The 26680-nt window shown below is 61.5% G+C and carries 23 protein-coding genes and 1 pseudogene; 17 read left to right on the top strand and 7 right to left on the bottom strand.

The window, feature by feature from the left end:
* Window positions 1-352 precede the first annotated feature (352 nt).
* The 17 genes and pseudogenes from thrS (at window position 353) to OC537_RS06430 (ending at window position 19808) form a co-directional block, all read left to right on the top strand.
* On the top strand, window positions 353-2281 hold the full coding sequence (gene thrS, locus OC537_RS06510; RefSeq protein WP_043131783.1) for a threonine--tRNA ligase: 1929 nt from the start codon (window positions 353-355) through the stop codon (window positions 2279-2281).
* Window positions 2282-2302: 21 nt separating this feature from the next.
* The gene (gene infC, locus OC537_RS06505; protein WP_205597183.1) at window positions 2303-2833 is read left to right on the top strand and encodes a translation initiation factor IF-3; all 531 of its coding nucleotides are present in this window, start codon (window positions 2303-2305) and stop codon (window positions 2831-2833) included.
* 85 nt (window positions 2834-2918) lie between these two features.
* Window positions 2919-3116, top strand: coding sequence for a 50S ribosomal protein L35 (gene rpmI, locus OC537_RS06500; RefSeq protein ID WP_005315535.1), 198 nt, complete (start codon window positions 2919-2921; stop codon window positions 3114-3116).
* Window positions 3117-3130: 14 nt separating this feature from the next.
* The gene (rplT, locus tag OC537_RS06495; RefSeq protein ID WP_010674800.1) at window positions 3131-3487 is read left to right on the top strand and encodes a 50S ribosomal protein L20; all 357 of its coding nucleotides are present in this window, start codon (window positions 3131-3133) and stop codon (window positions 3485-3487) included.
* Between the two features lie 253 nt (window positions 3488-3740).
* Complete coding sequence (locus OC537_RS06490; protein WP_113995678.1) at window positions 3741-4073, top strand: type II toxin-antitoxin system RelE/ParE family toxin; 333 nt, start codon at window positions 3741-3743, stop codon at window positions 4071-4073.
* A 1-nt stretch (window position 4074) separates the two neighbouring features.
* Window positions 4075-4359, top strand: a complete 285-nt coding sequence (gene nadS, locus OC537_RS06485; protein ID WP_113995677.1) for a NadS family protein — start codon at window positions 4075-4077, stop codon at window positions 4357-4359.
* Window positions 4360-4511: 152 nt separating this feature from the next.
* Window positions 4512-5449, top strand: a pseudogene (locus OC537_RS06480) (IS3 family transposase); the annotation flags it as partial.
* An 83-nt stretch (window positions 5450-5532) separates the two neighbouring features.
* Window positions 5533-6695, top strand: a protein-coding gene (locus tag OC537_RS06475; RefSeq protein WP_262110434.1) for an IS3 family transposase whose coding sequence is annotated in 2 segments (ribosomal slippage) — window positions 5533-5788 and window positions 5788-6695 — 1164 coding nt in all. Because the reading frame shifts where the segments join, the coding sequence is not laid out codon by codon here.
* A gap of 512 nt (window positions 6696-7207) precedes the next feature.
* Entirely contained in the window at window positions 7208-8191 is a 984-nt protein-coding gene (gene pheS, locus OC537_RS06470) for a phenylalanine--tRNA ligase subunit alpha (RefSeq protein ID WP_106886730.1), read from the top strand.
* Between the two features lie 12 nt (window positions 8192-8203).
* Entirely contained in the window at window positions 8204-10591 is a 2388-nt protein-coding gene (gene pheT, locus OC537_RS06465; protein WP_262110431.1) for a phenylalanine--tRNA ligase subunit beta, read from the top strand.
* A gap of 3 nt (window positions 10592-10594) precedes the next feature.
* The gene (gene ihfA / locus OC537_RS06460; protein ID WP_005300715.1) at window positions 10595-10891 is read left to right on the top strand and encodes an integration host factor subunit alpha; all 297 of its coding nucleotides are present in this window, start codon (window positions 10595-10597) and stop codon (window positions 10889-10891) included.
* Between the two features lie 54 nt (window positions 10892-10945).
* Window positions 10946-14869: an ATP-binding protein gene (locus OC537_RS06455; RefSeq protein ID WP_262110566.1), complete on the top strand. Its 3924-nt coding sequence runs from the start codon at window positions 10946-10948 to the stop codon at window positions 14867-14869.
* Window position 14870: 1 nt separating this feature from the next.
* Entirely contained in the window at window positions 14871-16121 is a 1251-nt protein-coding gene (locus OC537_RS06450) for a response regulator (RefSeq protein ID WP_262110429.1), read from the top strand.
* Window positions 16122-16124: 3 nt separating this feature from the next.
* Window positions 16125-16739, top strand: coding sequence for a GNAT family N-acetyltransferase (locus OC537_RS06445; RefSeq protein WP_262110427.1), 615 nt, complete (start codon window positions 16125-16127; stop codon window positions 16737-16739).
* A 72-nt stretch (window positions 16740-16811) separates the two neighbouring features.
* Window positions 16812-17585: a Sir2 family NAD+-dependent deacetylase gene (gene cobB, locus OC537_RS06440; RefSeq protein WP_106886735.1), complete on the top strand. Its 774-nt coding sequence runs from the start codon at window positions 16812-16814 to the stop codon at window positions 17583-17585.
* A gap of 85 nt (window positions 17586-17670) precedes the next feature.
* Window positions 17671-18153: a hypothetical protein gene (locus OC537_RS06435; protein ID WP_234676806.1), complete on the top strand. Its 483-nt coding sequence runs from the start codon at window positions 17671-17673 to the stop codon at window positions 18151-18153.
* The gene (locus OC537_RS06430; RefSeq protein WP_262110422.1) at window positions 18150-19808 is read left to right on the top strand and encodes a sensor domain-containing diguanylate cyclase; all 1659 of its coding nucleotides are present in this window, start codon (window positions 18150-18152) and stop codon (window positions 19806-19808) included. The genes OC537_RS06435 and OC537_RS06430 overlap by 4 nt, the downstream gene beginning before the upstream one ends.
* Before the next feature lie 63 nt (window positions 19809-19871).
* Here the strand turns inward: OC537_RS06430 and OC537_RS06425 are convergent, their stop codons facing one another.
* The 7 genes from OC537_RS06425 to OC537_RS06395 all read right to left on the bottom strand — a co-directional run bounded on the left by OC537_RS06425 (window position 19872) and on the right by OC537_RS06395 (window position 26609).
* The gene (locus OC537_RS06425; protein WP_262110420.1) at window positions 19872-20900 is read right to left on the bottom strand and encodes a substrate-binding domain-containing protein; all 1029 of its coding nucleotides are present in this window, start codon (window positions 20898-20900) and stop codon (window positions 19872-19874) included.
* The gene (gene rbsK, locus OC537_RS06420) at window positions 20900-21832 is read right to left on the bottom strand and encodes a ribokinase (RefSeq protein ID WP_262110417.1); all 933 of its coding nucleotides are present in this window, start codon (window positions 21830-21832) and stop codon (window positions 20900-20902) included. Before rbsK ends, OC537_RS06425 begins: the two co-directional genes overlap by 1 nt.
* A gap of 105 nt (window positions 21833-21937) precedes the next feature.
* On the bottom strand, window positions 21938-22813 hold the full coding sequence (gene rbsB / locus OC537_RS06415) for a ribose ABC transporter substrate-binding protein RbsB (protein WP_106886740.1): 876 nt from the start codon (window positions 22811-22813) through the stop codon (window positions 21938-21940).
* A 34-nt stretch (window positions 22814-22847) separates the two neighbouring features.
* A complete protein-coding gene (gene rbsC, locus OC537_RS06410; protein WP_043131801.1) occupies window positions 22848-23816 on the bottom strand; it encodes a ribose ABC transporter permease in 969 nt (322 codons plus the stop codon).
* Complete coding sequence (gene rbsA, locus OC537_RS06405) at window positions 23813-25342, bottom strand: ribose ABC transporter ATP-binding protein RbsA (RefSeq protein WP_262110410.1); 1530 nt, start codon at window positions 25340-25342, stop codon at window positions 23813-23815. Before rbsA ends, rbsC begins: the two co-directional genes overlap by 4 nt.
* 21 nt (window positions 25343-25363) lie before the next feature.
* Window positions 25364-25783: a D-ribose pyranase gene (gene rbsD / locus OC537_RS06400; protein ID WP_111910634.1), complete on the bottom strand. Its 420-nt coding sequence runs from the start codon at window positions 25781-25783 to the stop codon at window positions 25364-25366.
* A gap of 208 nt (window positions 25784-25991) precedes the next feature.
* The gene (locus tag OC537_RS06395) at window positions 25992-26609 is read right to left on the bottom strand and encodes a glutathione S-transferase family protein (protein WP_262110407.1); all 618 of its coding nucleotides are present in this window, start codon (window positions 26607-26609) and stop codon (window positions 25992-25994) included.
* Window positions 26610-26680: the final 71 nt, after the last annotated feature.

Below are 26680 nucleotides of genomic sequence, written 5' to 3'. Positions count from 1 at the left end.
CGCCTCACTGGAACCCTAGCACAGAGAGGGCGCCACGGGACCCGCATCGCATGTGCACCGTCCCGATTGCCTCTGTGACACCAGGCAAATCAACTGATGACGGCGCACCTCGCTTTCCCATTCCATGGTATACAAAATCGGCAAGGCAACTTGTCTGAGTCGTGACGTCTGATACAATCCTCAGCGAACATGCTTATTGGTGGTTAAAGACACAAAATAAAGTGTGTACCGCTATGTGTACCAACCGTATTGTGAACGGTGAAACTCATAAGCGAACCTCTTGAAATTTAAAGATTTCTAAAGCCTACATGTGCCCTTTGGTAGGGGGCACCACTGTATAAGGAAACACCTAATGCCAATCATTACTCTGCCTGACGGCAGCCAACGTCAATTTCCCCACGCCGTTTCCGTCATGGACGTCGCCGCCGACATAGGTCCCGGTCTCGCCAAGGCGTGCATTGCCGGCCGGGTGAACGGTGAACTGGTGGATGCGTGCGAGCTGATCGAAGCCGATGCCTCCCTGGCCATCATCACCGCCAAAGACGAAGACGGTCTGGACATTCTGCGCCACTCCTGCGCCCACCTGCTGGGTCATGCCATCAAGCAACTCTGGCCCCAGACCAAGATGGCCATAGGTCCTGTCATTGACAACGGTTTTTACTACGACGTTGATCTCGACCGCACCCTGACCGATGAAGATCTGGCTGCCCTGGAAGAGCGCATGCTGGCGCTGGCCGCCAAGGATTACGACGTCGTCAAGAAGAAGGTCTCCTGGCAGGAGGCGCGCGACGTGTTCGAGGCCCGCGGCGAGACCTACAAGGTCGAGATCCTGGATCAGAACATTGCCCGTGATGACCAGCCCGGTCTCTATCATCACGAAGAGTACGTCGACATGTGTCGCGGCCCCCACGTGCCGAACATGCGTCACTGCCACCATTTCAAGCTGCAGAAGATGTCCGGCGCCTACTGGCGCGGCGACTCCAACAACAAGATGCTGCAGCGCATCTACGGCACCGCCTGGGCCGACAAGAAGCAGCTCAAGGCCTACCTGCAGCGTCTTGAAGAGGCCGCCAAGCGCGACCACCGCAAGATTGGCAAGCAGCTCGACCTGTACCACATGCAGGAAGAGGCTCCCGGCATGGTGTTCTGGCACAACGATGGCTGGACCATCTTCCGTGAGCTGGAAACCTTTATCCGCGGCAAGCTCAAGGAGTACGACTATCAGGAGGTGAAAGGCCCCTTCATGATGGATCGCGTGCTGTGGGAACGCTCCGGCCACTGGGAGAAGTATGCCCAGGCCATGTTCACCACCCAGTCCGAGAACCGCGAGTACGCCATCAAGCCGATGAACTGCCCGGGTCACGTGCAGATCTTCAACCAGGGTCTGAAGTCCTACCGGGATCTGCCGCTGCGCATGGCCGAGTTCGGCTCCTGCCATCGCAACGAGCCCTCTGGCTCCCTGCACGGTCTGATGCGGGTGCGTGGCTTCACCCAGGATGACGCGCACATCTTCTGTACCGAAGATCAGATCATGGAAGAGGTCTCGGCCTGTATTCGCATGGTCTATGACGTCTACGGCACCTTTGGCTTCGAAAACATCGTGGTCAAGCTCTCCACCCGTCCGGAGCAGCGCATCGGTTCCGATGAAGCCTGGGATCGCGCGGAAGCCGCCCTGGCTGAAGCCCTGGTGCTCAACGGTCTGAAGTACGATTTGCAGCCGGGGGAAGGGGCTTTCTACGGTCCCAAGATCGAATTCACCCTGCACGATTGTCTTGATCGTGCGTGGCAGTGTGGTACCGTGCAGCTCGATTTTGCCTTGCCGGGCCGTCTTGGTGCCACTTATGTGGGCGAAGACAACGAACGTCACGTACCCGTGATGATCCACCGGGCCATTCTCGGGTCCCTCGAGCGTTTCATCGGTATCCTGACCGAAGAGTACGCCGGACTGTTCCCGACCTGGCTGGCACCGACTCAGGCCGTGGTCATGAATATCACGGATAATCAGGCCGATTATGCGGTGAAAGTTGCCAAGGCATTGAATGATGCGGGCCTTCGCGCAAAAGCGGACTTGAGAAATGAGAAGATTGGCTTTAAAATCCGCGAGCATACTTTGAAGCGAGTGCCTTTCATGCTGGTCTGCGGCGATAAAGAAGTAGAAGCCGGCAAGATTGCAGTACGGACTCGTAAAGGGGCTGACCTGGGTTCTTATCCTGTTGAAGAGCTGATAGCTTTGTTAACCCAGGAAGTTCAGACCCGCGGACAAAAGAAAGTGGAGGAATAAGCTATAAAAGGCGGAAAAAAACTGGGCAAGCAACCGCAAGCCCGCGCTCACCGGATCAATGAAGAGATCCGTCTGAAAGAAGTTCGTCTGACTGGTTTGGACGGTGAGGCCATTGGCATCACTACCATTCAGGATGCACTGAACTTGGCCCTTGAAGCCGGAGTGGATCTGGTCGAGATCAGTCCTAACGCTGAGCCGCCCGTTTGCCGAATCATGGATTACGGCAAATTCCTCTACGAAAAGAGCAAGACCACCAAAGAACAGAAGAAAAAGCAGAAAGTCGTCCAGGTAAAGGAAATCAAATTCCGTCCTGGCACTGACGAAGGCGACTATCAGGTAAAACTACGCAACCTGGTTCGCTTTCTGGAAGACGGGGACAAGGCGAAGGTCACCCTGCGCTTCCGTGGTCGTGAAATGGCCCACCAGGATCTTGGTATCAAGGTTCTGGAGCGAGTCAAGAACGATCTGGAAGAGTTGGCCGTAGTCGAGTCGTTCCCGAAAGTCGAAGGCCGTCAAGCTGTGATGGTCCTCGCACCCAAGAAGAAATCTTAAGGCCCACAAGAAATTGACTCATGGGTTCGTCCCATGAGTCGGTTCGCCTTGCGATTTTGTTGTCACTCACAATGCGGAGTATGAAATGCCGAAGATGAAAACCAACCGGGGTGCTGCAAAGCGCTTCAAGAAGACTGGCTCAGGTCGCTTCAAGTGCAAGCACAACCACCTGCGTCACATCCTGACCAAGAAGAGCAGTAAGCGTAAGCGTAAGCTGGGGCCGAAGTTCATGGTTTCTGCTGCCGACCACAAACGTGTTGTCGCTTGTCTGCCGTACGCATAAGGGGGATGTGAAAAATGCCAAGAGTTAAACGTGGTGTGACTGCTCGCGCTCGTCACAAGAAAGTAATGAAAGCCGCCAAGGGTTACTACGGCGCCCGTTCCCGTGTCTACCGCGTAGCGGTACAAGCGGTAACCAAAGCTGGTCAGTATGCCTACCGTGACCGTCGCCAGAAGAAGCGTCAGTTCCGTCAGCTGTGGATTGCGCGTATCAACGCTGCAGCCCGTCAGAACGGTCTGTCCTACAGCCGTCTGATCGACGGTCTGAAGAAGGCTTCTATCGAGATCGATCGCAAGATCCTGTCCGATATCGCCGTTCACGACAAGCTGGCTTTCACCGCCCTGGTTGAAAAGGCCAAAGCAGCTCTGGTTTAATCCAGTTCTGTTATGAAAGATAAAAGGAGGCTCAGGCCTCCTTTTTTGTATCTGTAATTAGCTGTTTTATATGGTTTTTTTGTTTTTAATGTCCACATATTGCCCCATTTATTTTGCTCAATGCCATCGTAGCCTGAGAGCCTGGTGGGCGTATTGGCTGCAAGGGTGTGGCACTGCCAGAGTGGCCATGTTGCCTTGCAGACTCGTGGTGTGTACTATGTACACCATGATGAATGCTCAGAGTGAGTGATGCGTGAGTCACGCGATTGAATTTATTGAAACCTCTATCTTCACCAGACAGATAAAAGCCTTAGCGACAGACGATGAGCTCAGAGCACTGCAAGTCGAGCTGATTGCCCAGCCAGAAAAAGGCGACTTGATCCAAGGTACTGGTGGCTTGCGAAAAGTTCGCATGGCAACAGGCCAGCAAGGGAAAAGCGGCAGTGCCAGGGTAATCTACTTCTTGGCAACTGTAGAGACGATTTACCTGGTACTGGCGTATGCGAAGAGTGAGAAAGAGAGCCTCACTGCTGCAGAAAAGGCAGAGCTGAAGAAATTGACCACGTTACTGAAAGGGGAGGTTTGATATGAATATGTTTGACGAACTGAAGGCTTCCCTGGAAGAGGCTGTCGAGATCAAGCAGGGTCGCGTAGAGCCTGCTGCACGGACCAAATACGAGGTCGCTGACGTCAAGGCCATTCGCCTGGCCCTCAAGGTATCGCAACAGGAGTTTGCCCAAGCACTGGGAACGAGTGTGGATACGGTCAAAAGCTGGGAAACCCGACGCCGCAATCCAACGGGATTGGCTGCCAAAGTGTTGGGGCTTATCCAGGATAAGCCAGACCTTTTTCGTGAGTTGGCGGCTCACTGACTTGGGCACCACACAACTAGAAGAAGGCCCCATATATTGGGGCCTTCTTTTTAGTCAGCAGTTGAAGGACATAAAGAATCATCACTTTTTTGAGCTGTGTGTCCCGTCCTGAATATGGTTTACACCTTTCCCCCACATAAATGGAGAGCCCGATGGGACAAGGTGTGAAACGGACACAGCGCGATTACTCGCTGACTTTTAAACTGGCGCTGGTCGAGCAGATTGAAAAAGGCGAGCTCACCTGCCAGCAGGCACAAGCCCGATACGGCATTCAGGGCAACTCCACCGTTCTGGTATGGTTGCGTAAACATGGTCGGCAAGATTGGAGCCAGGGGGCTTCTGTGCGCGCCGGCAGGAGCATCACTATGCCTGACCCCAACAACCAGACGCCCGAACAGCGCATCAAGGAGCTCGAGCAGCAGCTGGCGCTGATGAGCCAGAAGGCCCAGTTCTTTGAGGCCGTCGTCGATGTATTGAAGAACGACTACGGCGTCTCCATCGTAAAAAAGCGACCCGGCAAGTCCTCTCGCAGCGGCAAGTCCAGAGGCTGACCATCGTCAGGGCTTGTCGGTTTCTGGGGATAAGCCGTCAGGCTTACTACAAGCGCAATCGGGTTGCCGACCTGCGCCATGCACAGGGGCTGCAGGTGGTGCGCTTCGTGCGTCAGGTACGGCTGCGACAACCACGGGTGGGCACCCGCAAGCTGCATTATCTGCTTCAGGGTCAGGATGATGGCGGGCTCAAGGTCGGGCGGGACAGGCTGTTTCAGATATTGGCCGAGCACCGCCTGCTGGTGCAGCCAAAGCGGGCGTATCACAAGACCACCCACAGTTTTCACCGTATCTACCGTCATCCCAACTTGCTCAAGGCCGGGCCGGAGCAGGTCACGCCGGTGGCACCGGAGCAAGTCTGGGTCGCCGACATCACCTATCTGCCAGCCAGGAGCGGGCCGCTGTACCTGAGCCTGGTGACGGATGCTTACTCACGCAAGATAGTGGGTCATCACGTGCACGAAGGGATGCACGCCGAGTCGGTGGCGATGGCGTTCAGACAAGCGCTGAAGCAACGGCGTGGCAGCGGGGAGCTTATACCGCGGCGTGCAGTATGTAGTAGTCTAATCATCCCGGACACCATTTTAGGTGGTACAGTCGCCACCATGACTTGAGGTGTTCAATGACAAGATTACGTCGCTCATTTACTGCTGAATTCAAACTCGAAGCCGCATCCCTGGTACTCGACCAGGGATACTCTGTCCCCGAAGCCAGCCGTTCACTGGATGTCGGTGAAACCATACTTCGCCGATGGGTTCAGCAGCTCCAATCCGAACGAACCGGCACCACCCCAATCGGCAAAGCGCTGACCCCGGAGCAGCAGAAAATCCAGGAGCTGGAAGCCCGCATCAACCGGCTCGAGCGCGAAAAGGACATTCTAAAAAAGGCTACGGCTCTCTTGATGACGGACGAGTTCAAACGTACGCGCTGATAGACCGATTAAGGGAGCAAGCCCCTATCACTCTGGTCTGCTGCGCTTTCGATGTTCCAACATCCTGTTTTTACGACTATCTGGCCCGCAAGCTGACGATTAACCGTGAGCGGATGCAGCAACGCAGCGAGTTGCGCCGTTTGTTCAAAGAGAGCCGGAACTCAGCGGGCAGCCGCGCCTTGATGTCGATGATGCGAGCGCTGGGGCATCAGATTGGCCGATTCAAAGTGCGCAGTCTGATGAAGGAGGTCGGTCTGGTATCCAAGCAACCGGGCGCTCATCGCTATCAGGTCGCCCGGTCTGAACGACCGGATATTCCCAATCTGCTGGCCCGTGAATTTGATGTCCAGCAGCCCAATCAGGTGTGGTGTGGCGATATCACCTACGTCTGGGCAGGTGGTCGTTGGAATTATCTGGCGGTGGTGCTCGACCTTTATGCCCGCCGAGTCGTGGGCTGGGCGATGTCTGACAAGCCTGATGCAGAGCTGGTAATAAAAGCGCTCGAGATGGCCTATCAGCAGCGGGGTTGCCCATCAGGTGTGCTGTTTCACTCCGACCAAGGCAGCCAATATGGCAGCCGGGCATTTCGGCAGCGGCTGTGGCGCCATCGCATGACCCAGAGCATGAGTCGGCGTGGCAACTGTTGGGATAATGCACCGATGGAGCGGTTGTTCAGGAGTCTGAAGACAGAGTGGCTCCCGACAACGGGATATATGAACCTGCGGGAGGCGAAGCGGGATATCAGCTATTACCTGATGGATTACTACAACTGGCGGCGTCCACATCAACACAATGACGGGATCGCGCCAGCAAAAGCCGAGGATCGGCCTAACCAAGTGTCCGGATTTAGTTGACCACTATAGTGGGTTCGTTCAGCAATATGAGTTGCGTGAATTATTGCGGATACAAATGAGGCATTTTCAAAGTCGAGTGTGAGAGGGAGGCCAGCTAGAAACTGGTCACGTCGATGGCTTCGTTTGGTGTCTATGATCTCATACATGGCTTTGTACCTCATTTGTGGATTGCGCCATATTGCTACTGACACTAGAGCTATATGACATCTTATCTTGCCAGCTATGATCGGAAGATTGTCAATAAGCATCTCTCGAAGCCCGCCATCCTTTCCCTGATGGGAGCAGCCCGACATGGCTGCCACGTAAGACACGGGATGAAACTTGAAAAGCAACACGTGAAACGAAAAGTCCTTTCTGCCCATGGGATCAGCAGGTTATCATTTACGGCTCAGTGATGGAGTGTGATACAGCGAGTTAGCTGAAACCGAGTAACCTAACTCATATTGTATTATTCCCCTCTTGACCTTATTTAGCCTAAATGCTCCTGTATCGGGAGTGGTGACGAGGAAGACATGCAACAGCTTGAAGAAGTAGTCGGCCAGGCCAAGGCCGAAATTGAGGGCGTAAGCGACATCGCCGCCCTCGACGAAATCCGGGTCAAATATCTGGGTAAAAAGGGCTTTTTTACCGAGCAGATGAAGGGCCTCGGCGCCCTTTCGCCTGAGGAGCGTCCCGCCGCAGGCGCCGTGATCAACCAGGCCAAGCAGCTGGTTCAGGATGCCTTGAACGCGCGTCGTGAAGCCCTCGAAGTTGCCGTGCTGAACCAGAAGCTGGCCGCCGAGACCATCGACATCAGCCTGCCGGGTCGTCGCATCGAGAACGGTGGCCTGCACCCGGTGACCCGCACCATTGAACGCATCGAGCGCCTGTTTGGCGAGATGGGCTTCAAGGTCGAGCGCGGTCCCGAGATTGAAGATGGCTTCCACAACTTCGATGCGCTGAACATTCCGGCCCATCACCCGGCGCGTACCGATCACGATACCTTCTACTTCAATCCCGATCTGATGCTGCGTACCCACACCTCAGGTGTGCAGATCCGCACCATGCAGCAGCAACAGCCGCCAATTCGCATTATTGCGCCGGGCCGCGTCTATCGTAACGACTACGACATGACCCACACCCCCATGTTCCATCAGGTTGAAGGTCTACTGGTGGACGAGCATGCCAGCTTTACCGAGCTGAAGGGGATACTGCACGACTTCCTGCGCAACTACTTCGAGGAAGACTTGACCATTCGCTTCCGTCCTTCCTACTTCCCGTTCACCGAGCCGAGCGCCGAAGTGGACGTGATGGGCAAGAACGGCAAATGGCTGGAAGTGCTGGGCTGCGGCATGGTGCACCCGAACGTGCTGCGTTCGGTCGGCATAGATCCGGAAAAATACTCCGGCTTTGCCTTCGGCATGGGCGTCGAGCGCCTGACCATGCTGCGCTACGGGGTCAATGACCTGCGTGCCTTCTTCGAAAACGATCTGCGCTTCCTCAAGCAGTTCAAGTAAGGGCGAGAGAACATGAAATTCAGTAAATCCTGGGTGATGGAGTGGGTCCGCACCGAGTTGAGTGACAACGCACTGGCCGAGCAGATCACCATGGCCGGTCTGGAAGTGGACGCCGTGGAAGCGGTGGCCGGCCAGTTCAACAATGTGGTGGTGGGCGAAGTGGTCGAGTGTGCCCAGCATCCGGACGCCGACAAGCTGCGGGTGACCAAGGTCAACGTGGGCGAAAGCGATCTGCTGGACATCGTCTGCGGCGCGCCGAACTGCCGCACCGGCCTGAAAGTCTGCGTGGCCAAGGTGGGGGCGACCCTGCCGGGTGATTTCACCATCAAGAAAGCCAAGCTGCGTGGCCAGCCGTCTCACGGCATGCTCTGCTCCTTCAGCGAGCTGGGTATCGAGGTGGAAGCGGACGGCATCATAGAGCTGCCACTTGATGCCCCCATCGGCACCGACATTCGCGACTACCTCAATCTGAACGACGTCGCCATCGACGTGGATTTGACTCCGAACCGTGCCGATTGCCTGGGTATCGCCGGGCTTGCCCGCGAGATTGGCGTGCTCAACAGCGTGGACGTGGTCGAGCCGACCTGGGCGCCAGCTGTTGCCACTATCGACGCCAGCTTCCCGATCCGGGTTGAGGCGTCTGCGGACTGCCCGCGCTACCTCGGCCGCGTCATCAAGGGGCTGAACTTGCAAGCGCAGAGCCCGCTCTGGATGCAAGAGAAGCTGCGCCGTGGCGGCATTCGCTCCATCGACGCCATCGTCGACATCACCAACTTCCTGCTGCTGGAATATGGTCAGCCGATGCACGCCTTCGATCTGGCCAAGCTGGAAGGGGAGCTGGTGGTGCGCCGCGCCAAGGCTGATGAGCCCATGACCCTGCTCGACGGTACCGAGGTGAAGCTCAAAGACAACACCCTGGTGATTGCCGATACACAAGGCCCTGCCTGCATGGCCGGTATCTTCGGCGGCGATCGCACCGGTGTGTCCGAGACCACCACCGATATCCTGCTGGAGTGCGCCTTCTTCGCGCCGCTCTCCATCACCGGTCGTGCCCGTGCCTACGGTCTGCACACCGACTCTTCCCACCGCTTCGAGCGCGGGGTCGATCCCGAGCTGCAAGCCAAGGTGATGGACAGAGCCACCCGCCTGCTGCTGGATATCTGCGGCGGCGAAGCGGGTCCGGTCATCGAAGTCAAATCCGATGCCCATCTGCCCAAGGCTGCCCCCATCAAGCTGCGCCGCACCAAGCTCGACAAGGTGATCGGCATCAGCGTGGCCGACGCCCAGGTGCTCGAGATCCTGACCCGACTCGGCATGCAGGTGACGGTGGACGCCGACGGCTGGACCGCACTGGCCCCCTCCTGGCGTTTCGACATCGCCATCGAGGAAGACCTCATCGAGGAAGTGGCCCGTATCTACGGCTACAACAAGATCCCGAACCTGAAACCCGCTGCCTCCCTGGCCATGGTGGAGCAGGCCGAAGGCCAGGTGACCCTCAAGCGGGTGCGTGACCTGCTGGTCGACAGAGGCTTCCAGGAAGCGATCACCTATAGCTTCGTGGATCCCAAGGCCCAGCAGACCCTGTTCCCCCAGAGCGATGCCATAGTGCTGCCGAACCCCATCTCGGTCGAGATGTCCGCCATGCGCGTGTCGCTCTTCCCGGGTCTGGTGCAGGCTGTGGTCTACAACCAGAACCGCCAGCAGGGCCGTGTGCGTCTGTTCGAGCAGGGCCTGCGTTTCATCAAGGACGCGAGCGCCGAGAACGGCATCCGTCAGGAGCCCATGCTGGCCGGCATCATCACCGGCAACCAGAGCGACGAGCACTGGGACGTCAAGAGCCGTGGCAGCGACTTCTTTGATTTGAAAGGGGATCTGGAAGCTGTGCTGGATCTCACCGCCGAAGGGGCTACTTTCAGCTTCGAGCGCACCGAGCACAGCGCCCTGCATCCTGGTCAGAGTGCCGCCATACTGCGCAATGGCGCCGTCATCGGCCACATCGGCGTGATCCACCCGAGCCTCGAGAAGAAGCTGGGTCTCAAGAGCCGTGCCGTGATGTTCGAGCTGGAACTGGACAAGCTGACCCCTGCCAAGGTGCCGGTTGCAGCCGAAGTTTCCCGCTTCCCGGCCAATCGCCGTGACATCGCCGTGGTGGTCGACGTTGCGGTTCTGGCCGGTGACGTCCTGGCAGTAATTAAAAAAGTTGGCGGAAATCAGTTAGTTGGAATAAACTTGTTCGACGTATACCAGGGTGCTGGTATGGCAGAGGACAAGAAGAGCCTGGCCATCAGTCTAGTGTTGCAAGACACCCAGCGCACCCTGGAGGAGAAAGAGATTGCCGAGACCGTAGACAATGTCGTGCGGGCCCTTGGTGAAGAGTTGAATGCATCCTTGAGGGATTGATCTATGGCGCTTACCAAAGCCGACATTGCAGAGCACCTGTTCACCCAGCTCGGGATGAGCAAGCGTGAAGCCAAAGACATGGTGGAAGCCTTCTTTGAGGAAATCAGACAGGCGCTCGAGCGCGGTGAACAAGTCAAGATTTCAGGCTTCGGTAACTTTGATCTTCGTGAGAAGAACCAGCGTCCCGGACGTAACCCCAAGACGGGCGAGGATATTCCCATCAGCGCCCGTCGCGTGGTGACCTTCCGGCCTGGCCAGAAGCTCAAGGCCAGGGTAGAAAATGTTGAACCCAATGAGTGATGAAAAGCCAGGCAACCGCCTGGCTTTTGCGTTTCGATGATAAAGACCCTCTTCCTGTTTGGTGCGCTGCTGGCCTTGCCGCTGCGTGCCGCCACGCTTCCCCTGTCAGCCGAGACCCAGGCCTATGCCGATACGCTCACCGGGCTGACTTTCTGCTACCCGGCCCTGCAGCGCCCCCCCTACCTGGAAGCGCAGGGGGGCCTGCTCATCGATCAGATGAAACGACTGGCCCTGCAACTGCCGGTGCCGCTGCGTTTCGAAAAATTGCCAAACTGGGCGGCGACCCTGCAGGGTTTGCAGCGCGGGCAGTGCGATCTCATCCCCCATGTGGGCCCAACCCGGGAGACCATGCCCGGCACGGCCTTGAGCCGTGCCATGCTGGAGGCGGAGTCCGCCATCCTCTATCGGGGGGAGCTCGAGCAGGCGACCTTCCTGGTCTCGCCCATCTGGCAGGCAGAGGAGACCCTGCAGCGGCTCTATCCCCACTCGTCCCAGCTGCTCCTGACCGATGCGGAAAACTGGTACGGAGCCCTGGTGGCGGGCAGGGGCAGCGCCTACCTCGGTGACTATCTGCAACTGCGTTACCTGATGCGGGAATTCCCGGACGAGGGGCTTCGCCTGCGGCGGATGCGCAGCGACGATCTGGTGATCAGCTACCGGCTGATGATGGACGACAAGCCGCAGTTGCAGGAGCTGATAGACACGGCGATCCGCTTCCTGCCGCCGGGCAGCCTCTATCGGGATCTGGGGCGCTATCTGCCCCAGAGCGAGCAGGACATCAACCCCTTGCACTTCACCGACAAGGAGCAGGCCTGGCTGGTCGGCAGCGCGCGCACCATCAAGCTGGTGGCGGATCCCGGCTTCATGCCCTACAGCGGCGTCAACCAGCAGGGTGAGCTCATCGGCTGGAGCGGCGATGTGCTGCGGGAGGTGAGCCGCCAGACGGGGCTGAATTTCGAACTGATCCCCGTTGCCAGCAAGGAGGAGGCGCTGGCCAGGCTGCGCAGCGGGGAGGCCGCCATGATGGCCGGTCTGCTGGAGTCGCCGACGCTGCACGAGGAGTTCGAGTTCACCCGTGCGGTGGCAACCAGTCGCTATGCTCTGGTCAGCCGCAAGGGGGGGGCATATCACGCACTTGCCGAGGTCAAGGGCAAGGTGGTCGTGCCCCGCATGCTCTACGACCCCAGTCTGCTGGCCCGGTTCGGGCAACACGACTGGGGGGTGACCGACAACCTGCTGCAAGGGCTGGCGGCGGTGCAGAGCGGTGAGGCCGATGCCATGCTGGCCGAGCTCTATCAACTGCAATATCCGCTGCGCAACAACCAGCTGAGCGAGCTGAGCATCACGGAGCTGCCTGAGGTGTTTGGCCTCGGCTTTGCCATCAGGCGGGATCAGCCAAGGCTCGCCGGGGTGCTGGAGCAGAGCCTGACGACGATCAACGATCGCCAGGTGAGCGAGCTGGTCCAGCGTTGGCGGCGCCTCGTCTTGAACCAGCAAGAGGGGGTCAGTTACGGCTTCTGGCTTGGCTCCATTTTGCTGGCACTCCTGATCAGCGCGGGGGTGATCTGGTCAATCTGGCGCTCCCGCCAGCAGCTGGCCCAGGAGGCGCGTGAGCGCCAGAAGGCGGAGCAGGCGCTGGCGCTGGAGAGCAAGTTCAGGGAGTCCCTGTTCCAGGCGCTGCCCGTGCCCGTGTTCTTGCGCAATGACAAGGGGGAGGTGATCAAGCGCAACAAGCGGGCCAAGCGGATGGAGGCACGCTACGCCACCGATCTCGTGCTGCCGTCCCCGCAGCTGCAAGGGGCTGAGGGGGAGATAGCCTTGCGGGATCAGGTCTACTCCTATGCCCAGATCCCGCTGCGCCTGGGGCCCCAGGCCCCGGCCGGGGATCTCATCGCCCTGTCAGACATCAGCGCCCTGCGCGAGCGCACCCGCTTGCTGCGCCAGGCGGAGCGCCGCCTGCGGGCCCTCACCAATACGGTGCCCGGGGTAGTGCTGCAGTTCACCCTGCAAGGCGGCGCCATCACCCGGGTGGAGTTCGTCAGCCGCGGCAGCCATGAGCTGCTGGGGCTGGCCAGCCAGCAGATCCGTCTCAATCCCAACGAGACCCTCACCCGCATCTCGCACCAGGACAGGCGGGAGATGCGTGCCCCCATGCTGACCATGTTGCAGGCCGGGCGCCCCTTCTCCCATCTGCTGCGCTACCAGCATCCGACCAAGGGCTCGCGCTGGCTACAGTTCTCCGGCAGGGGGCGCCGTCAGGGGGAGGGGTGGCGCGTCTTTGGGGTGGTGCAGGATGTGACCAACCGGGTCGAGCAGGAGCACTCTCTGCAACTCTCCCACGAGCAGGCCCAGCAGGCCGTGCTCGCCAAGGGGCGCTTCCTCGCCGCCGTGAGCCACGAGATCCGCACCCCCATGAACGCTATCCTGGGCTTGCTGGAGTGGCTGGATCAGACCGAGCTCTCCGCGGAGCAGACCTCGGTGCTGGCGCACGTCAGGCAGGCGGGCAACGAGTTGCTCGGGCTGCTCAACGACGTGCTCGACTTCAGCCGCAACGAGAACCGCCAGCTGCGGCTCACCATGCAGCCGACCGATCTGGTGGAGCTGTGCGAGCATGTAGCGGCGGTGCACTGGTCCAAGGCGCGTTCCAAACACCTGCAGATGCGTCTCAACCTGGATCCGGCCCTGCCTGCCCTGATGGCGCTCGATCCCCACAGGGTGCAGCAGGTGTTGCACAACCTGCTCTCCAACGCCATCAAGTTCAGCGAGCACGGCGAGGTGGTGCTCTGGGCCCGCCGGCACGGGGACTGGGTCTGGTGCGGGGTGGACGATCAGGGGCCCGGCATCAGTGCCGAGCTGCTGCCTAGGCTGTTCCAGCCCTTCGAGCAAGGGGAGGAGCTGGGTCAGCTCAGAGCCCAGGGCACCGGCTTGGGGCTGGCCATCTGTCGCCAGCTGATGGAGCAGATGGGAGGGGAGATCCGGGTCGAGCCGGTGGCCACTGGCGGCAGCCGCTTCATCTGCGCATGGCCCCTCAAAGAGACGCAGGAGAAGGCACCCTGGCAGCCAAGGTTCAAACAGATTTCCCTGCAGCTCCCCCCCGAGGAGCTGGCGTACGTGCGGGCCTGGCTCGCCGAGTTTGGCGTGACCGAGGAGGCGACGGCGCCCGGCCTTGCCGCCACCCAGGATGAACAGGGGCTGCGTGCCTGGTCCTGGCAGGGTGAGCCCTGGATCCCGGGCGCCGTGGTGAGCCTGCTGCAACCCAGGCTGGTTCAGGGGAGCGGGGAGGTCGCGGATCTGCCGGGGGCCGGCATGCGGGTCCTCCTGGTGGAAGATCACGAGGTGAACCGGGTGCTGATCAGCATGCAGCTGAGTCAGCTGGGCGCCCGGGTGCTGAGCGCCGCCAATGGCCGCCTGGCCCTCGAGATCCTGGGGCGGGAATCTGTCGATCTGGTGCTGACGGACCTGCAGATGCCGGTGATGGACGGTGCCGAGCTCTGCAAGCAGTTGCGGGCCTCGGCGCGCTGGCAGCACTTACCCGTCTATGTGATCACCGCCGATCTCAGCGAGCAGGCGGCCCAGCGTCTGGCCGACTGCGGCTGCCAGGGCCATCTGGACAAACCCGTCCTGCTGAAGGAGCTGGCCATCTTGCTGCGCACCGTCTCCGGTCGCAGCAGTGCGCCCCTGGTGGAGACCTCGGTCAAGGCCAGCCCCATGACGACACTGCTCAACCCGGCGCTCATCAACCTCTATCTGGTGTCGGCTCGTCAGGATCTGGCCGACATTGAGGGGTGCGTCACGGCAGGGAATGAAGGCGCCCTCAATACGGCTTTACACAAGATGAAGGGGGCCGCCAAAATGGTGGGGGCCGCCGCCCTGGTACAGGTGATCGAGCGCTGGCAGCGCGCCCCCGGGCACCCCTTGGTGGAAGAATTGCAGCAGGCCGTGGAAGACGTCTGCCGACAACTGGGCGAGAGAGAATGAGATGATCATCACAGATGAAGAGTTGTTGGCCTTGCTGGAGTCAGATGTCAGCCAGGAACCCGTATTTCACCCCGTCAGCGTCTATGCCCTGGACGCTGTCTCCCATCAGGCGGCAAAGGAGGTGGGCCTGCCGGCCTATGCCAGCCTGCACCGTACCCGGCCGGACGCGAGCTGGCAGTGGGAAGGGTTGTTCGCCGCCGGGGCCATCGCCCTGTTCGATCCCGCCTCCCACGTGGGTGCCGACTATCTGCCGCGGCTGCAGACCCCGGGGGTGGGGATCTACCGCCTGTCGGATCCCTGGCTTGAGGGGTTGCAGGCGCGGGAGCAGGGGTGGCGGGACTGGCTAGCCCGGCTCCAGATCCTGCTGCTCGAGGATCACCCCTTCCAGGGAGCCTGCATCCAGCAGGAGATCCAGATGCTGGGACTTCCCTGCCACTGGGTGCAGGATGGCGACGGCTGCCTGCAGGCGCTGGAAGAGGGGGGCGTGGGGCTGCTGATCTGCGATCTCAGCCTGGCGAAACAGGATGCCATCAGTCTCCTGATGAGCCATCCCCAGTACCGTCACAGCGGCCTGCCCATCATACTGCTGTCCGCCCACGATCAGACCCTGATCGACGGCGCCAGACGCCTGCTGCACGACGCCGGCTTCAACGTGCTGGCTGCCCTGGCCAAGCCGCTGCAGAGCGACGATCTGCTGCGCCTGCTCAAGGCGCTCTATCTGGGGCCGCAGCGCCAGCGCAGGCTGGGTGGCCTGAAGCGTACCATTCGCAGCTGGCAGGGAGGGGCGCGGGGTCAGCTTGGTCTGCAGGCGGATGCGGCCTCCAGCCCCCTGCCAATCTGGCTGGCCGTGAGCAGCCTGACCCCTCACTGGGAGCCCCTCAAGGCATGGCTGGAGCAGCATGGCAGGCAGGCGAGCGAGCTGACCCTGGTCATCCATCGGCGGGATAACTTGCTGAACCAGGCGGATCGCTTCGCTCTGGTGCTGCAGGCGAGTCTTGCCGGGGCCAGGCTCGCCCTGCTGCTCGACAATGCCCAGCATCTGCCTTTCGATCAGCTGGAGCGGCTGCCGATCCAGAGCCTGCTGCTTGGGCAGCATCTGCTGCCGGAGCTGGAGGCCATGGCCGCCGACTCTCTGCTCGCCCGCTTCATCCAGCGTGCTCGCGAGCTCGGCATGGCCCTCTATCTCGACGATCCCTTCAACCTGCAGGATCCCGCCCAGTGGCAGGATCTCGGCATGGCGGGGCGCTGGTAGCCCGTGCCGTGCTACCTTTGCTGGCCTCCCGACGAGGCGCGCCTGCTCCGGGCGCTGGCGGGCTGGGTACACCCCGGCTCGCGGGCCTCTCTGCCCCTGATGATGGAGGTGGGCGGCATCCCCTGCCGACTGCAGGAGCTGGCAGGATCCGATCCCGAGCTGCTGAAGGCGGCCTACGAGGCGCTGAGCGAGCAGAGTGTCTACCTGCGCTTCATGCGCGCCAAGCAGCCTGCCACCGCCGATCAGCTCGCCTTCTTTCTCGACTACCCCAGAGCGCCCCAGATAGGGCTGCTGCTCACCGACGAGCAAGGCGCCCCGCTGGCCATGGCTCAGTCCATCCGGCGGCGTCTGCACCCGGACAGGGCGGAGTTCTCCTGCATAGTTGCGGATCATTTTCAGCATAGAGGGGCCGGGCGCCGCATCCTGCTGGCGCTGGCATTGCTGGCGCACGGGGAGGGGATCCGCGAGTGGACCGCCGAGGTGCTCGGCCAGAACAGGCCCATGCTGGCCCTGCTGAAGGGGCTGGGGCTGCCGCTGACCCTGGTGACGGGGCGGGAGATGGTCTTTGTCAGGCTGGACTTGAGCATACTGGGCACCCTGATGCCCCGGCATTCCTAAGACCAAGGGCGAATGTGCCGGGCCAGCCGGCTGTGCTAAGGTCAGCCTGTGATCCGTTGGAGGAAGTCAACCATGGTGCAGTCAGCCAAACATATCGTGATCCTCACAGGTGCCGGCATCTCGGCCGAATCCGGTATCAAGACCTTCAGGGCCTGCGACGGTCTGTGGGAGGAGCACAGGGTGGAAGACGTGGCCACTCCGGAGGGCTACGCCCGGGATCCCGAACTGGTTCAGCGCTTTTACAACGCGCGGCGCCATCAGTTGCAACGTGCCGAGATCCACCCCAATCCTGCCCACTATGCCCTGGCGCGCCTCGAGCGCCTGTTGCCGGGGCGAGTGACCCTGGTCACCCAGAACATCGACAACCTGCACGAGAGTGCGGGCAGCAAGCACCTCATCCATATGCACGGCGAGCTGCTCAAGGCGCGCTGCCCTGGCTCGGGACAGGTGATCGAGTGGCGCGGAGATCTCCACCAGCACGAGCTCTGCTCCTGCTGCCAGTTGCCGCAGCCGCTGCGGCCCCATGTGGTCTGGTTTGGCGAGATGCCCCTCGGGCTGGATCGCATCTACTCGGCCCTGGCGCAATGCGATCTCTTCATCTCCATAGGGACCTCGGGAGCCGTCTATCCCGCGGCAGGCTTCGTCCATGAGGCGGGCCTCAATGGTGCGCACACCGTCGAACTCAACCTGGAGCCAAGCGAAGTGGGTAGCCAGTTTGACGAGAAGCGCTATGGCCCGGCCTCCTTGCTGGTACCCGCCTTCGTGGACGAATTGCTGCAAAGCTGCGGGGTGCATCAGCCCAAACAGATAGACGGTCATAACTGGATGGAGATGCGTGGGCCATAACTATTGAGTAACAACATAGTTGCATTGACTCAATGAAGCCGCCAAACTGACCCGTAAAATAGAAGATGCAGCTGGCGCAAGGGATATGGACATTTTCAAGCATGGAATCGCGTTTCTTCTGCTGGTGCTGACGGCGTTCGGCACTCAGGCAACCGCTTCTTCACCACTGTTGCACTTGATCCTGCCAGACAAGCGGGAGATCCCCCTGGATGAGGCGGCGCTGGCCGCCTTGCCACAGACCGAGTTCGAGACCGAGACTCCCTGGACCGCCGGGGCTCATCGTTATCGTGGCCCGACCCTGAAGGCGATGCTGGCGGCGCAGGGGCTCAAGGATGTCACTCACGTCAGGGTGACTGGCCTCAATGGCTATCAGCAGCAGTTCGACCTTGCCCCGTTTGCCCAGGTGCCGCTGACCCTGGTGCGCTATCAGGATGACAAGCCGCTGACCCGTCGCAACAAGGGACCCGTCTGGCTGCTGATGCCCTTCTCTGAATACCCTGAGTTCGATGTCTCTCCCATCCACAGCTTCATGGTGTGGCAGCTGGTGCGCATCGAGGTCATCCCGTGACTCGTCGCCACCGTCATAACCTGCTGCTGGCGGCCATCTCCCTGCTGTTTCTGTTCTCCTCCGTCTGGGGGCTGCTGCTGCAGAGTCGGCACGAGCAGCTGGTCGATATCTTCTATCGCAACACCCACTGGAACATCAGCCAGGTCATGCTGGAGTCCCAGCGCTTCCTCTATGGCTTGCGCCTCTATCGGGCAGGGGGCCTCGAGATGGAGGCCCTGAGCCTGGATTACGATCTGCTGTGGAATCGACTGGATGTGTTCCTGATCAGCAGCGAGACCGCAGATGCGCGTGCGCGCCATGGGCTGGGGACTGTGCTGGCCGGGTTGTTTGACGAGATCAAGGCGCTCGAGCCCCAGATACAGGCCGGTGCGCTGCAGGAGGGGAAGGCCCTCGATCGCTCCCAGGCCCGGATTGCCGAGCTGACCCGCCAGGTGGAGCAGATAGGGGATCAGATCCTCTCGGGGCAGGAGCGGGAAGCCTCGCTCAATCAGCTGCGCCAGAGCCTGTTCTGGATCCAGATCTGGCAACTGATCCTGCTGGTGATGGGGGGCGTGCTGGTGTTTGCCCTGATCCGCACCAATCTGCAGAATCGCCGTCTCTCCCTGCTCGACCCCATGACCCGACTCGGCAATCGCCGCGCCTTGCAGGGCCAGCTCAGGCAATCCCTGCAGCGTGGCCGTGTCCAGGCCCTGGTGGTGCTGGATCTGAAGCGGTTCAAGCAGGTCAATGATCTGCTCGGCTACCAGGTCGGTGATCGCCTGCTGCAGGCGGTGGCCGCGAGGCTGCGGCAGGCCTATCCTGGCCGTGCCTACCGGCTGGGGGGAGATGAATTTGCCGTGGTCCTGGCCGGCGAGCAGCCCGGCCTCGAAGCCGAGATGGAGGCCATGGTGAGCCTGCTGCAGTTCGAGTTCGTGACCCGGGAGAGCAGCTTCGATCTGGCCTGCCGCTTCGGGGTGGCCAGGGCCATAGAGGGGGAGGATGCGGATCAGCTGCTGGAGCAGGCCATATTGGCGCTGAACCAGGCCAAGCGAGACAACGGGACCCTGATCTGGTACCAGCCGGCGATGAAGGCCTCCCTGAGCATGGGGCAGCGCCAGCTGCATCAACTGCGGGAGTGGCTGGCGGGGGCGGCGCCCTCGCCGCTGGAGACCATCTCAGAGACCCTGGAAGACGAGCGGGGGCAACAGGTGCTGGGCATCAGCCTGCGCTGGCGGGTGGGGCAGCAGGTGTGCGACATGGACTGGATGCAGGAGCGCGGTATCCTGGGCCCTGTGGTGGCACGGCTGCTGACTGACGCCGAACAGCGGCTGCCGCTGCTCTTGATGCTCCATCAGCAGTCCCAGCTGGCCCATGTGCTGGCCTATCTGCCGCCCCTGGGAGAGCGAACGCTTATCCTGGCGCTGCCGACCCTGACGGAGGATGCCCTGCTGCTGGAGAAACTGAGCCAGCGCGGCTGCGTGCTGGCATTGCGTGAGCTGGGCAGTCGGGTCCCCGTACTCTTGCGAGCGGGCTGGCCGGTGCGCTACTGGCTGCCCGATCCCTCGGATCACGATGCCTTGCTGCAACCCCTGGCGCAGCAACTGGGGCTGCTGCGGCTGGGCCGTCCGGCAGAGGTGCAGGAAGGGGAGATAAGAAGACAGGGGGAGCCCCGTTGACCTGGTAGTGACGGATAGTGAATGACAAGGGCGGCCTCGGCCGCCCTTGTCATTGTGCGACAATCAATGCTGCTGGGGGCCGGTGGAGGGCGACAAGGGGGCGCAGGAGTCTCTGATCACCAGGTCAGGGTCCACGGTGATCATGCGATTATCAATTTGCTCGCCATTGATCCTTGCCAGCAGCCGGGTGACGGCGAGGCGACCCAGCTCCTCCTTGGGTTGATTGATGGTGGTCAGTGGCGGGGACATATACTGGGCCAGTGCCACGTTGTCATAGCCGACGAGGGAGAGATCCCGCGGGATCTGAAGCTCGGCGCGATGGGCGGCGCTGATGACCCCCATGGCCATCATGTCGTTGCACACAAACAGGGCGCTGGGGCGTGCAGGCAGGGCAAGCAGCCGCTCCATGGCGCTGAAACCACTGGCGCAATCGAAATCCCCCTCCTGGATCCAGGCGGGATTGACGGTGAGCCCCGCCTCCTGCATCGCCTGCTCGAAGCCCGCCAGACGCTGGTTGGCGGGGGCGCGGCTGTGGGGCCCTGTGATGCAGCCGATATCGATGTGGCCCAGTGCCAGCAGATGACGGGTCGCCAGATAGCCGCCACGATGGGAGTTGTCGGCGATGAGATCCACCTCCTTGTTCTCCATGCCCCAGTCCATCACCACCACAGGCAGGCTCTTGAGCCAGTCGAGCTGGTTGAACACCTCCTGCTGCCCCTCGCTGCACATAATAAGCAGGCCATCCACTCGTTTTCTGAGCATCATCTTGAGGTAGGAGAGGGCGGTTTCGGCCTGTCCCTCTGTGTTGCCCAGCATCAGGTTGTAGCCCTGCTCGAAGCAGTAGCGTTCCACCCCGCGCACCACCTCGGCGAAGAAGGGGTTGCTGGAGGTGGTGACCAGCATGCCGATGCTGTTGGTCTCCTTCACCTTGAGGCTGCGGGCCACCAGGCTGGGGGCGTAGTTGAGATCGCGCATGGCACTGAAGACCCGCTCCCGGGTCTCCTCGGCCACGAAGCGGGTCTCGTTGATGACGTGGGAGACTGTGGTGGTGGAGACCCCCGCCCGCGCCGCTACCTCCTTGATGTTGGCCATCAGTGCCCCTGCGCCGTTTGGGACTGGAGGAAGGTATCGACCTCCTGCTTGCCCGGGATCGAGCTCTGGGCTCCGAAGCGGGTCACCGAAAGCGCCGCCGCCCCGTGGGCGAAGCGCACAGCACTGTGGAAATCCGCGCCAGCCAGCTCGGCGGCCAGCAGGGCGCCGTTGAAGGTGTCCCCTGCGGCCGTGGTGTCCACCGCCTCGACCCTAAAGCCCGGAATGAGCGCCTGCTGCCGGCCGTTGCTGCAATAGACCCCTTGCGAGCCTAAGGTGATCATCACATCCGCTATCCCCATCTGGTGGAAACGGGCCGCCGCCTGCGCCGCGCTCGCCTCGCCCGTCACCTTGACCCCGGTCAGCAGCTCGGCCTCGGTCTGGTTGGGGGTGATGAGATCCACCAGCGCCAGCAGATCGGCCGAGAGCGGCTGGGCGGGCGCCGGGTTGAGCACCACCCGGGTGCCGTGGGCACGGGCCAGACGAGCCGCCTCCAGCACGCTGTCGAGCGGCACTTCCAGTTGCAGCAACAGGGTGTGGGCGCCCGCGATCATGGCCTCATGGCGTTTGACCATGGCGGTGTCGAGGGCGCCGTTGGCCTCGGTGGAGAGGCCTATGCTGTTCTCCCCCTCATCGCTCACATAGATGATGGCGATGCCGGTGGGGAGCTTGTCGTCGAGTTCGACGGCGCTCACGTCGATGCCGTCGTTGGCAAAACCCGTTTTCATCTGACGGCCGATGGCGTCATCGCCGATGCGGGCGATAAAGGAGACGGCAGCCCCGAGGCGGGCGGCGGCCACCGCCTGGTTGGCCCCCTTGCCACCGGGGACCACCTGGTAACTGTGACCGGTCAGGGTTTCACCGGGACGGGGAAAGTGGGGGACGCGCAGCACATGATCCGCATTGACGCTGCCGAGAACTACGAGACGATTCATATCGATCACCCTTGATTGAGAACATCTTGGCTTGAGTGAGCCCAAGCCGGGAGGCTCTGCCTGTGCACAGGAGACAAAGGGGGAGGCGAACCTCCCCCGTCATGTTTATTTGCTGACGATTTGCAGCGGTACCGGGATGGATTTCTCCACCGGCTGGCCCTTGAGCACCTTGTCGGCGGTTTCCACGCCGATGGCACCGATCAGCGCCGGCTGCTGGGCCACGGTGGCGGCCAGTTTACCCTTGGCTACCGCCGCCTTGCCATCGTCGGTGCCGTCGAAGCCGACTATCATCACCTCTTTGCCGGCCGCCTGCACGGCGCGGATGGCACCCAGCGCCATCTCGTCGTTCTGGGCGAACACCGCCTGCACGGTCGGGTGGGCCGCCAGCAGGTTCTCCATGACGTTCAGACCCTTGGTGCGGTCAAAGTCGGCGGGCTGGGAAGCCAGCACCTGCAGCTTGTTGGCGGCAACGGCCAGGGCAAACCCTTCGCCACGGTCACGGGCGGCCGAGGTACCGGCTATCCCTTCGAGCTGGATCACCTTGGTGCCGGCTCCCAGCTTCTCGGTGATGAAGTCACCGGCCAGCTTGCCACCGGCCACGTTGTCGGAGGCGATGTGGGCCTTGACTTCACCCTGGGCCGCGCCGCGGTCCAGGGTCAGCACCGGGATATTGGCCTTGTTGGCCAGCCGGATGGCGTTGCCCACGGCTTCGGAGTCTGTGGGGTTGATCAGGATGGCATTGACCTTGCGCACGGTGAGATCTTCCACGTTGGAGAGCTCCTTGGCCGGGTCATTCTGGGAGTCCAACACCACCAGCTCGTAACCAAGCTCCTTGGCCTTGGCTTCGGCCCCCTCCTTCATGGTGACGAAGAAGGGGTTGTTGAGGGTGGAAACCACCATGGCCAGTGTCTGATCGGCGGCCTGGGCGGTACCCAGCACGGACATGATGGCGGCAGCGAGCAGGGTATTGAGCTTTTTCATCATTTCATTCCTTGTGTGTGCATGGCTTACGTTATTAACGATTGCTTTTGTTATCGATCATCACGGCAAGCAAAATGACGCTGGCCTTGGCGATCATCTGGTAATAGGACGAGACGTCGAGCAGGTTGAGGGCGTTGTTGAGGAAACCTATGATGAGGGCCCCGATCAGGGTCCCCATGATGCGGCCCTTGCCCCCCATCAGACTGGTGCCACCCAGCACCACGGCGGCGATGGCATCCAGCTCGTACCCCATGCCGGCGGTCGGCTGGGCCGAAGAGAGGCGGGAGGTGACGATGAGGCCGGCCAGGGCCGACAGCATGCCGCACAGGCCGTAGACTGCGAGCTTGACCCGGGCCACGTTGATGCCGGAGAGGCGGGTGGCCGACTCGTTGCCGCCCAGGGCATAGATGTAACGGCCGAGGCGCGTGTGGTTGAGCAGGTACCAGGCCAGCAGGAAGACGATGGCCATCAGCCAGATGGGCACAGGCAGGCCGAACAGGTAGCCGGTCCCCAGCCAGGCGAAGTGATCGGCGCCGTCGCTGAAGCCGGTGGAGATGGGACGTCCCTCGGTGTAGACCATGGTGACGCCGCGCAGGGCCGTCATGGTGACCAGGGTGGCGATGAAGGCCTGCACCTTGCCCTTGGCGATGATGAGGCCGCTGACGCCGCCGAGCAGGGCACCGGCCCCCAGGGTGAGGGGCACCACCAGCCAGATCGGCAGCTCCATGGCCACCATGGTCGCCGCCAGGGCGCCGCACAGGGCCAGCACGGAGCCGACCGACAGATCGATGCCGGCGGTAAGGATGACCAGCGTCATGCCGACCGCCATGATGGCATTGACCGAGGTTTGGCGCAGTATGTTGAGCAGGTTGTCGGCGGTGAAGAAGTTGGGGCTCAGGAAGGAGACCACGCCGATCAGCACCAGCAGCGCCACCAGGGATTTGTTCTCGATCCACCAGGCCTTGCTCATGACGCCACGGCGGGGAAGGGTTTGGGTTGTCATTGTGCTGCCTCTTGCTCTGCTTGCCACTGTTTGCCGACTGCCGCCGCCATCAGTTTCTCCTGATTGGCCTCGCGGGTGTTGAACTCTGCGCTGATGCGCCCTTCGTGCATCACCAGGATGCGATCACTCATGCCGAGCACTTCCGGCATCTCGGAGGAGACCAGGATGATGCTCATCCCCTCCTTCTTGAACTGGTTGATGAGCTGGTAGATCTCCTTCTTGGCCCCCACGTCGACGCCGCGGGTCGGCTCGTCCAGGATCAGTACCTTGGGCCTTGTCAGCAGCCCCTTGGCGATGGCCACCTTCTGCTGGTTGCCACCTGAGAGGAGCTTTATCAGCTGATCCTGACTCGGGGTCTTGATGTTGAAGAGACGCACATAGTCGCTCACCGCCTGGCGCTCGGCCTTGCCGTCAATCTTGCCGTGACTGATGAACTCGCCGAGGGCGCAGAGGCTCATGTTTTCACGCACCGAGAGCTCCAGCACCAGGCCATCCCCCTTGCGATCCTCGGAGATATAGGCGATGCCGGCGGCCAATCCGTCGGCCGGGGTGCGCGGCACCAGCACCTTGCCATCGACCTTGACAGCGCCGCTGCGGATGGGGCTGGCGCCATAGATGAGCTTCATCAGCTCGGTACGACCAGAGCCCATCAGGCCGCTGAAGCCGAGGATCTCCCCCTGACGCAGGGAGAAGCTCACCCCGCGCACGCCGGGACCGGCCAGATCTTTGACTTGCAGGCTGACGGGGCCAAGCTCGCGCACGAGGCGCGGGTACTGCTCCTCCAGCCGGCGGCCCACCATCATCTCGATGATCCTGTCTTCGTCCAGCTCGCTCACCGCCTGCTCGCCGATCCACTTGCCGTCCCGCAGCACGGTAACGCTGTCGCAGATCTGGAAGATCTCCTTGAGGCGGTGGGAGATGTAGACGATGCCGCAGCCCTGCTGGCGCAGCTCGCGGATGACCACGAACAGCTGCTCCGTCTCGGTGTCGGTCAGGGCATCGGTCGGCTCGTCCATGATGATGACGCTGGCATCGAACGACAGCGCCTTGGCGATCTCCACCATCTGCTGTTCGCCGATGGAGAGGTCCCCGAGCCGGGTGTCCGGTCCGTGCTTGACGCCGAGACGGGCCAGCAGGGTGCTTGCCCGCTCACGCAACTGCTTGTGATCGATGTTGCCAAAGCGGGTGCGCGGCTCGCGGCCGAGGAAGATGTTGGCGGCAATCGACAACTCCGGCAGCAGGTTCAGCTCCTGGTGGATGATGCTGATCCCCTGATCCTGGGAGTCGCGCGGGCCCTTGAAGTGGACCGGCTGGCCGCGATAGCTGATAGTGCCCGCATCGGCCTGATAGATGCCGGTCAGCACCTTCATCAGGGTGGATTTGCCGGCGCCATTTTCACCGAGCAGGGCCATCACCTGGCCCGGATAGACTCGCAGACCTGCTTCGTCGAGGGCGCGCACACCGGGGAAGGTCTTGACGATCCCGGTGAGCTCGAGAATGGGTGAGGGGGAGGAGGTTGTGCTCATTTGCAGCTTCCTTGAAGAGGCTTAAAACGCCACACCGGCGCAGAGAATAATGTTGGCGTAGGGAGTCACCTCGCCGCTGCGTACCACAGCCTTGCTCTGGCGGGAGCGGGTCTTGAACGCCTCGTGAAGGCAATATTCGATGGTGATGGGCTTGCCCTGGGCCAAGGCATGGGCCTCTAGCTGCGCAACCAGTGCCTGATGGGCATCCGGGCTGATCAATTTTATTTCGCTTGCCATGATCACCTTCTCCACCACCAGATCGGTGAGCAGGGCGGTCAGCACGGTTTCAAGGCTGGGAGTGCCCGCCATCAGCGCCAGATCGATCCGCTCCGGCCCTGCCGCAATGGGCAGGCCCGCATCGCAGACGGTGATCTCGTCGGTGTGGCCCATCTGTGCCACCAGGGCACTCAGGGGAGCATTGAGCAGCTTGCCTCGTTTCATACAACACCTCGGCGGCATGGGGACCGCATGTCGATATTTATCTGGGCAACCGGTTACGCAACCGGTTGCGTCGTTGGGGCGAAAGATAGGCGCTAACCGTTAACGGGTCTAGGAACAGATGACGAAAATGTGAAAACGATCTCAGTGATCCGGCCGTCGGAGGGAAAAACGGGTGCCAGAAGAGCACCCGTACCACGGAAAGAAGGGGTCAGAGGAGGAGGGCTTGCTGCACGGCGGGGCGCGCCTGCATGCGCCTGGTATGGGCCGCCACCTTGGGAAACTCGTCGATGGCGACCCCGTCGATCTCGAGCCAGCTGGCCACCACGAACAGGTAGATGTCGGCCAGGCTGAAACGTTCCCCCAGCACCCAGGGACCGGCCAGATAGTGGTGCTCTATCTCGGCAAACCCTTCGCGCATGTTCTGCGGCATCCTGGCCTGCATGGCGGCGATGGCCTGTTCGTCGTCGGCCCAGCGACTGGCGCGCCGGCCGTGGGCATGAGAGACGTGTACCGTCGAGGCGAGGAAGCTGTGCACCTCCTGCATCCTGGCCAGCAGGAAGGGATCGTCCAGGGGGGCGAGCCCGGCATCGGGGAAATGCTGGGCCACGTAGAGCAGCAGGGCCGGGGTTTCGGTCAGCACGCCGCGCTCCGTCACCAGGGCCGGCACCCGCCCCTTGGGGTTGATGGCAAGGTAGGCGGGGGTGCGTTGCTCCCCGGCGGCGAGATCGAGGCGCTTGATCTGGTGCGGGGCACCGGCTTCCACCAGGGCGATGCGCACCGCCATGGCACAGGTACCTGGGGCGAGATAGAGCGTCAGTTCGGACATTGCAGCTTTCCTTGTGTGGGTGATCCGGGATGAAGTGCGCGAGTCTGTCGAGTCTTGGTCATCCATCCTAC

This window comes from Aeromonas sp. Marseille-Q5825, assembly GCF_946892685.1.
In the GTDB taxonomy this organism is placed as follows: domain Bacteria; phylum Pseudomonadota; class Gammaproteobacteria; order Enterobacterales; family Aeromonadaceae; genus Aeromonas; species Aeromonas rivipollensis.
Note: the sequence above shows the minus strand (reverse complement) of the source record. Positions and strands in the feature narration are given on the sequence as shown.

What these genes read in the sequence shown, in the direction of transcription:
- thrS (WP_043131783.1), top strand. Translation starts at nt 353, where the DNA reads ATGCCAATCATTACTCTGCCTGACGGCAGCCAACGTCAATTTCCCCAC.
- rpmI (WP_005315535.1), top strand. Translation starts at nt 2,919, where the DNA reads ATGCCGAAGATGAAAACCAACCGGGGTGCTGCAAAGCGCTTCAAGAAG.
- rplT (WP_010674800.1), top strand. Translation starts at nt 3,131, where the DNA reads ATGCCAAGAGTTAAACGTGGTGTGACTGCTCGCGCTCGTCACAAGAAA.
- nadS (WP_113995677.1), top strand. Translation starts at nt 4,075, where the DNA reads ATGAATATGTTTGACGAACTGAAGGCTTCCCTGGAAGAGGCTGTCGAG.
- pheS (WP_106886730.1), top strand. Translation starts at nt 7,208, where the DNA reads ATGCAACAGCTTGAAGAAGTAGTCGGCCAGGCCAAGGCCGAAATTGAG.
- pheT (WP_262110431.1), top strand. Translation starts at nt 8,204, where the DNA reads ATGAAATTCAGTAAATCCTGGGTGATGGAGTGGGTCCGCACCGAGTTG.
- ihfA (WP_005300715.1), top strand. Translation starts at nt 10,595, where the DNA reads ATGGCGCTTACCAAAGCCGACATTGCAGAGCACCTGTTCACCCAGCTC.
- OC537_RS06450 (WP_262110429.1), top strand. Translation starts at nt 14,871, where the DNA reads ATGATCATCACAGATGAAGAGTTGTTGGCCTTGCTGGAGTCAGATGTC.
- cobB (WP_106886735.1), top strand. Translation starts at nt 16,812, where the DNA reads ATGGTGCAGTCAGCCAAACATATCGTGATCCTCACAGGTGCCGGCATC.
- OC537_RS06435 (WP_234676806.1), top strand. Translation starts at nt 17,671, where the DNA reads ATGGACATTTTCAAGCATGGAATCGCGTTTCTTCTGCTGGTGCTGACG.
- OC537_RS06425 (WP_262110420.1), bottom strand. Translation starts at nt 20,900, where the DNA reads ATGGCCAACATCAAGGAGGTAGCGGCGCGGGCGGGGGTCTCCACCACC.
- rbsK (WP_262110417.1), bottom strand. Translation starts at nt 21,832, where the DNA reads ATGAATCGTCTCGTAGTTCTCGGCAGCGTCAATGCGGATCATGTGCTG.
- rbsB (WP_106886740.1), bottom strand. Translation starts at nt 22,813, where the DNA reads ATGAAAAAGCTCAATACCCTGCTCGCTGCCGCCATCATGTCCGTGCTG.
- rbsC (WP_043131801.1), bottom strand. Translation starts at nt 23,816, where the DNA reads ATGACAACCCAAACCCTTCCCCGCCGTGGCGTCATGAGCAAGGCCTGG.
- rbsA (WP_262110410.1), bottom strand. Translation starts at nt 25,342, where the DNA reads ATGAGCACAACCTCCTCCCCCTCACCCATTCTCGAGCTCACCGGGATC.
- rbsD (WP_111910634.1), bottom strand. Translation starts at nt 25,783, where the DNA reads ATGAAACGAGGCAAGCTGCTCAATGCTCCCCTGAGTGCCCTGGTGGCA.
- OC537_RS06395 (WP_262110407.1), bottom strand. Translation starts at nt 26,609, where the DNA reads ATGTCCGAACTGACGCTCTATCTCGCCCCAGGTACCTGTGCCATGGCG.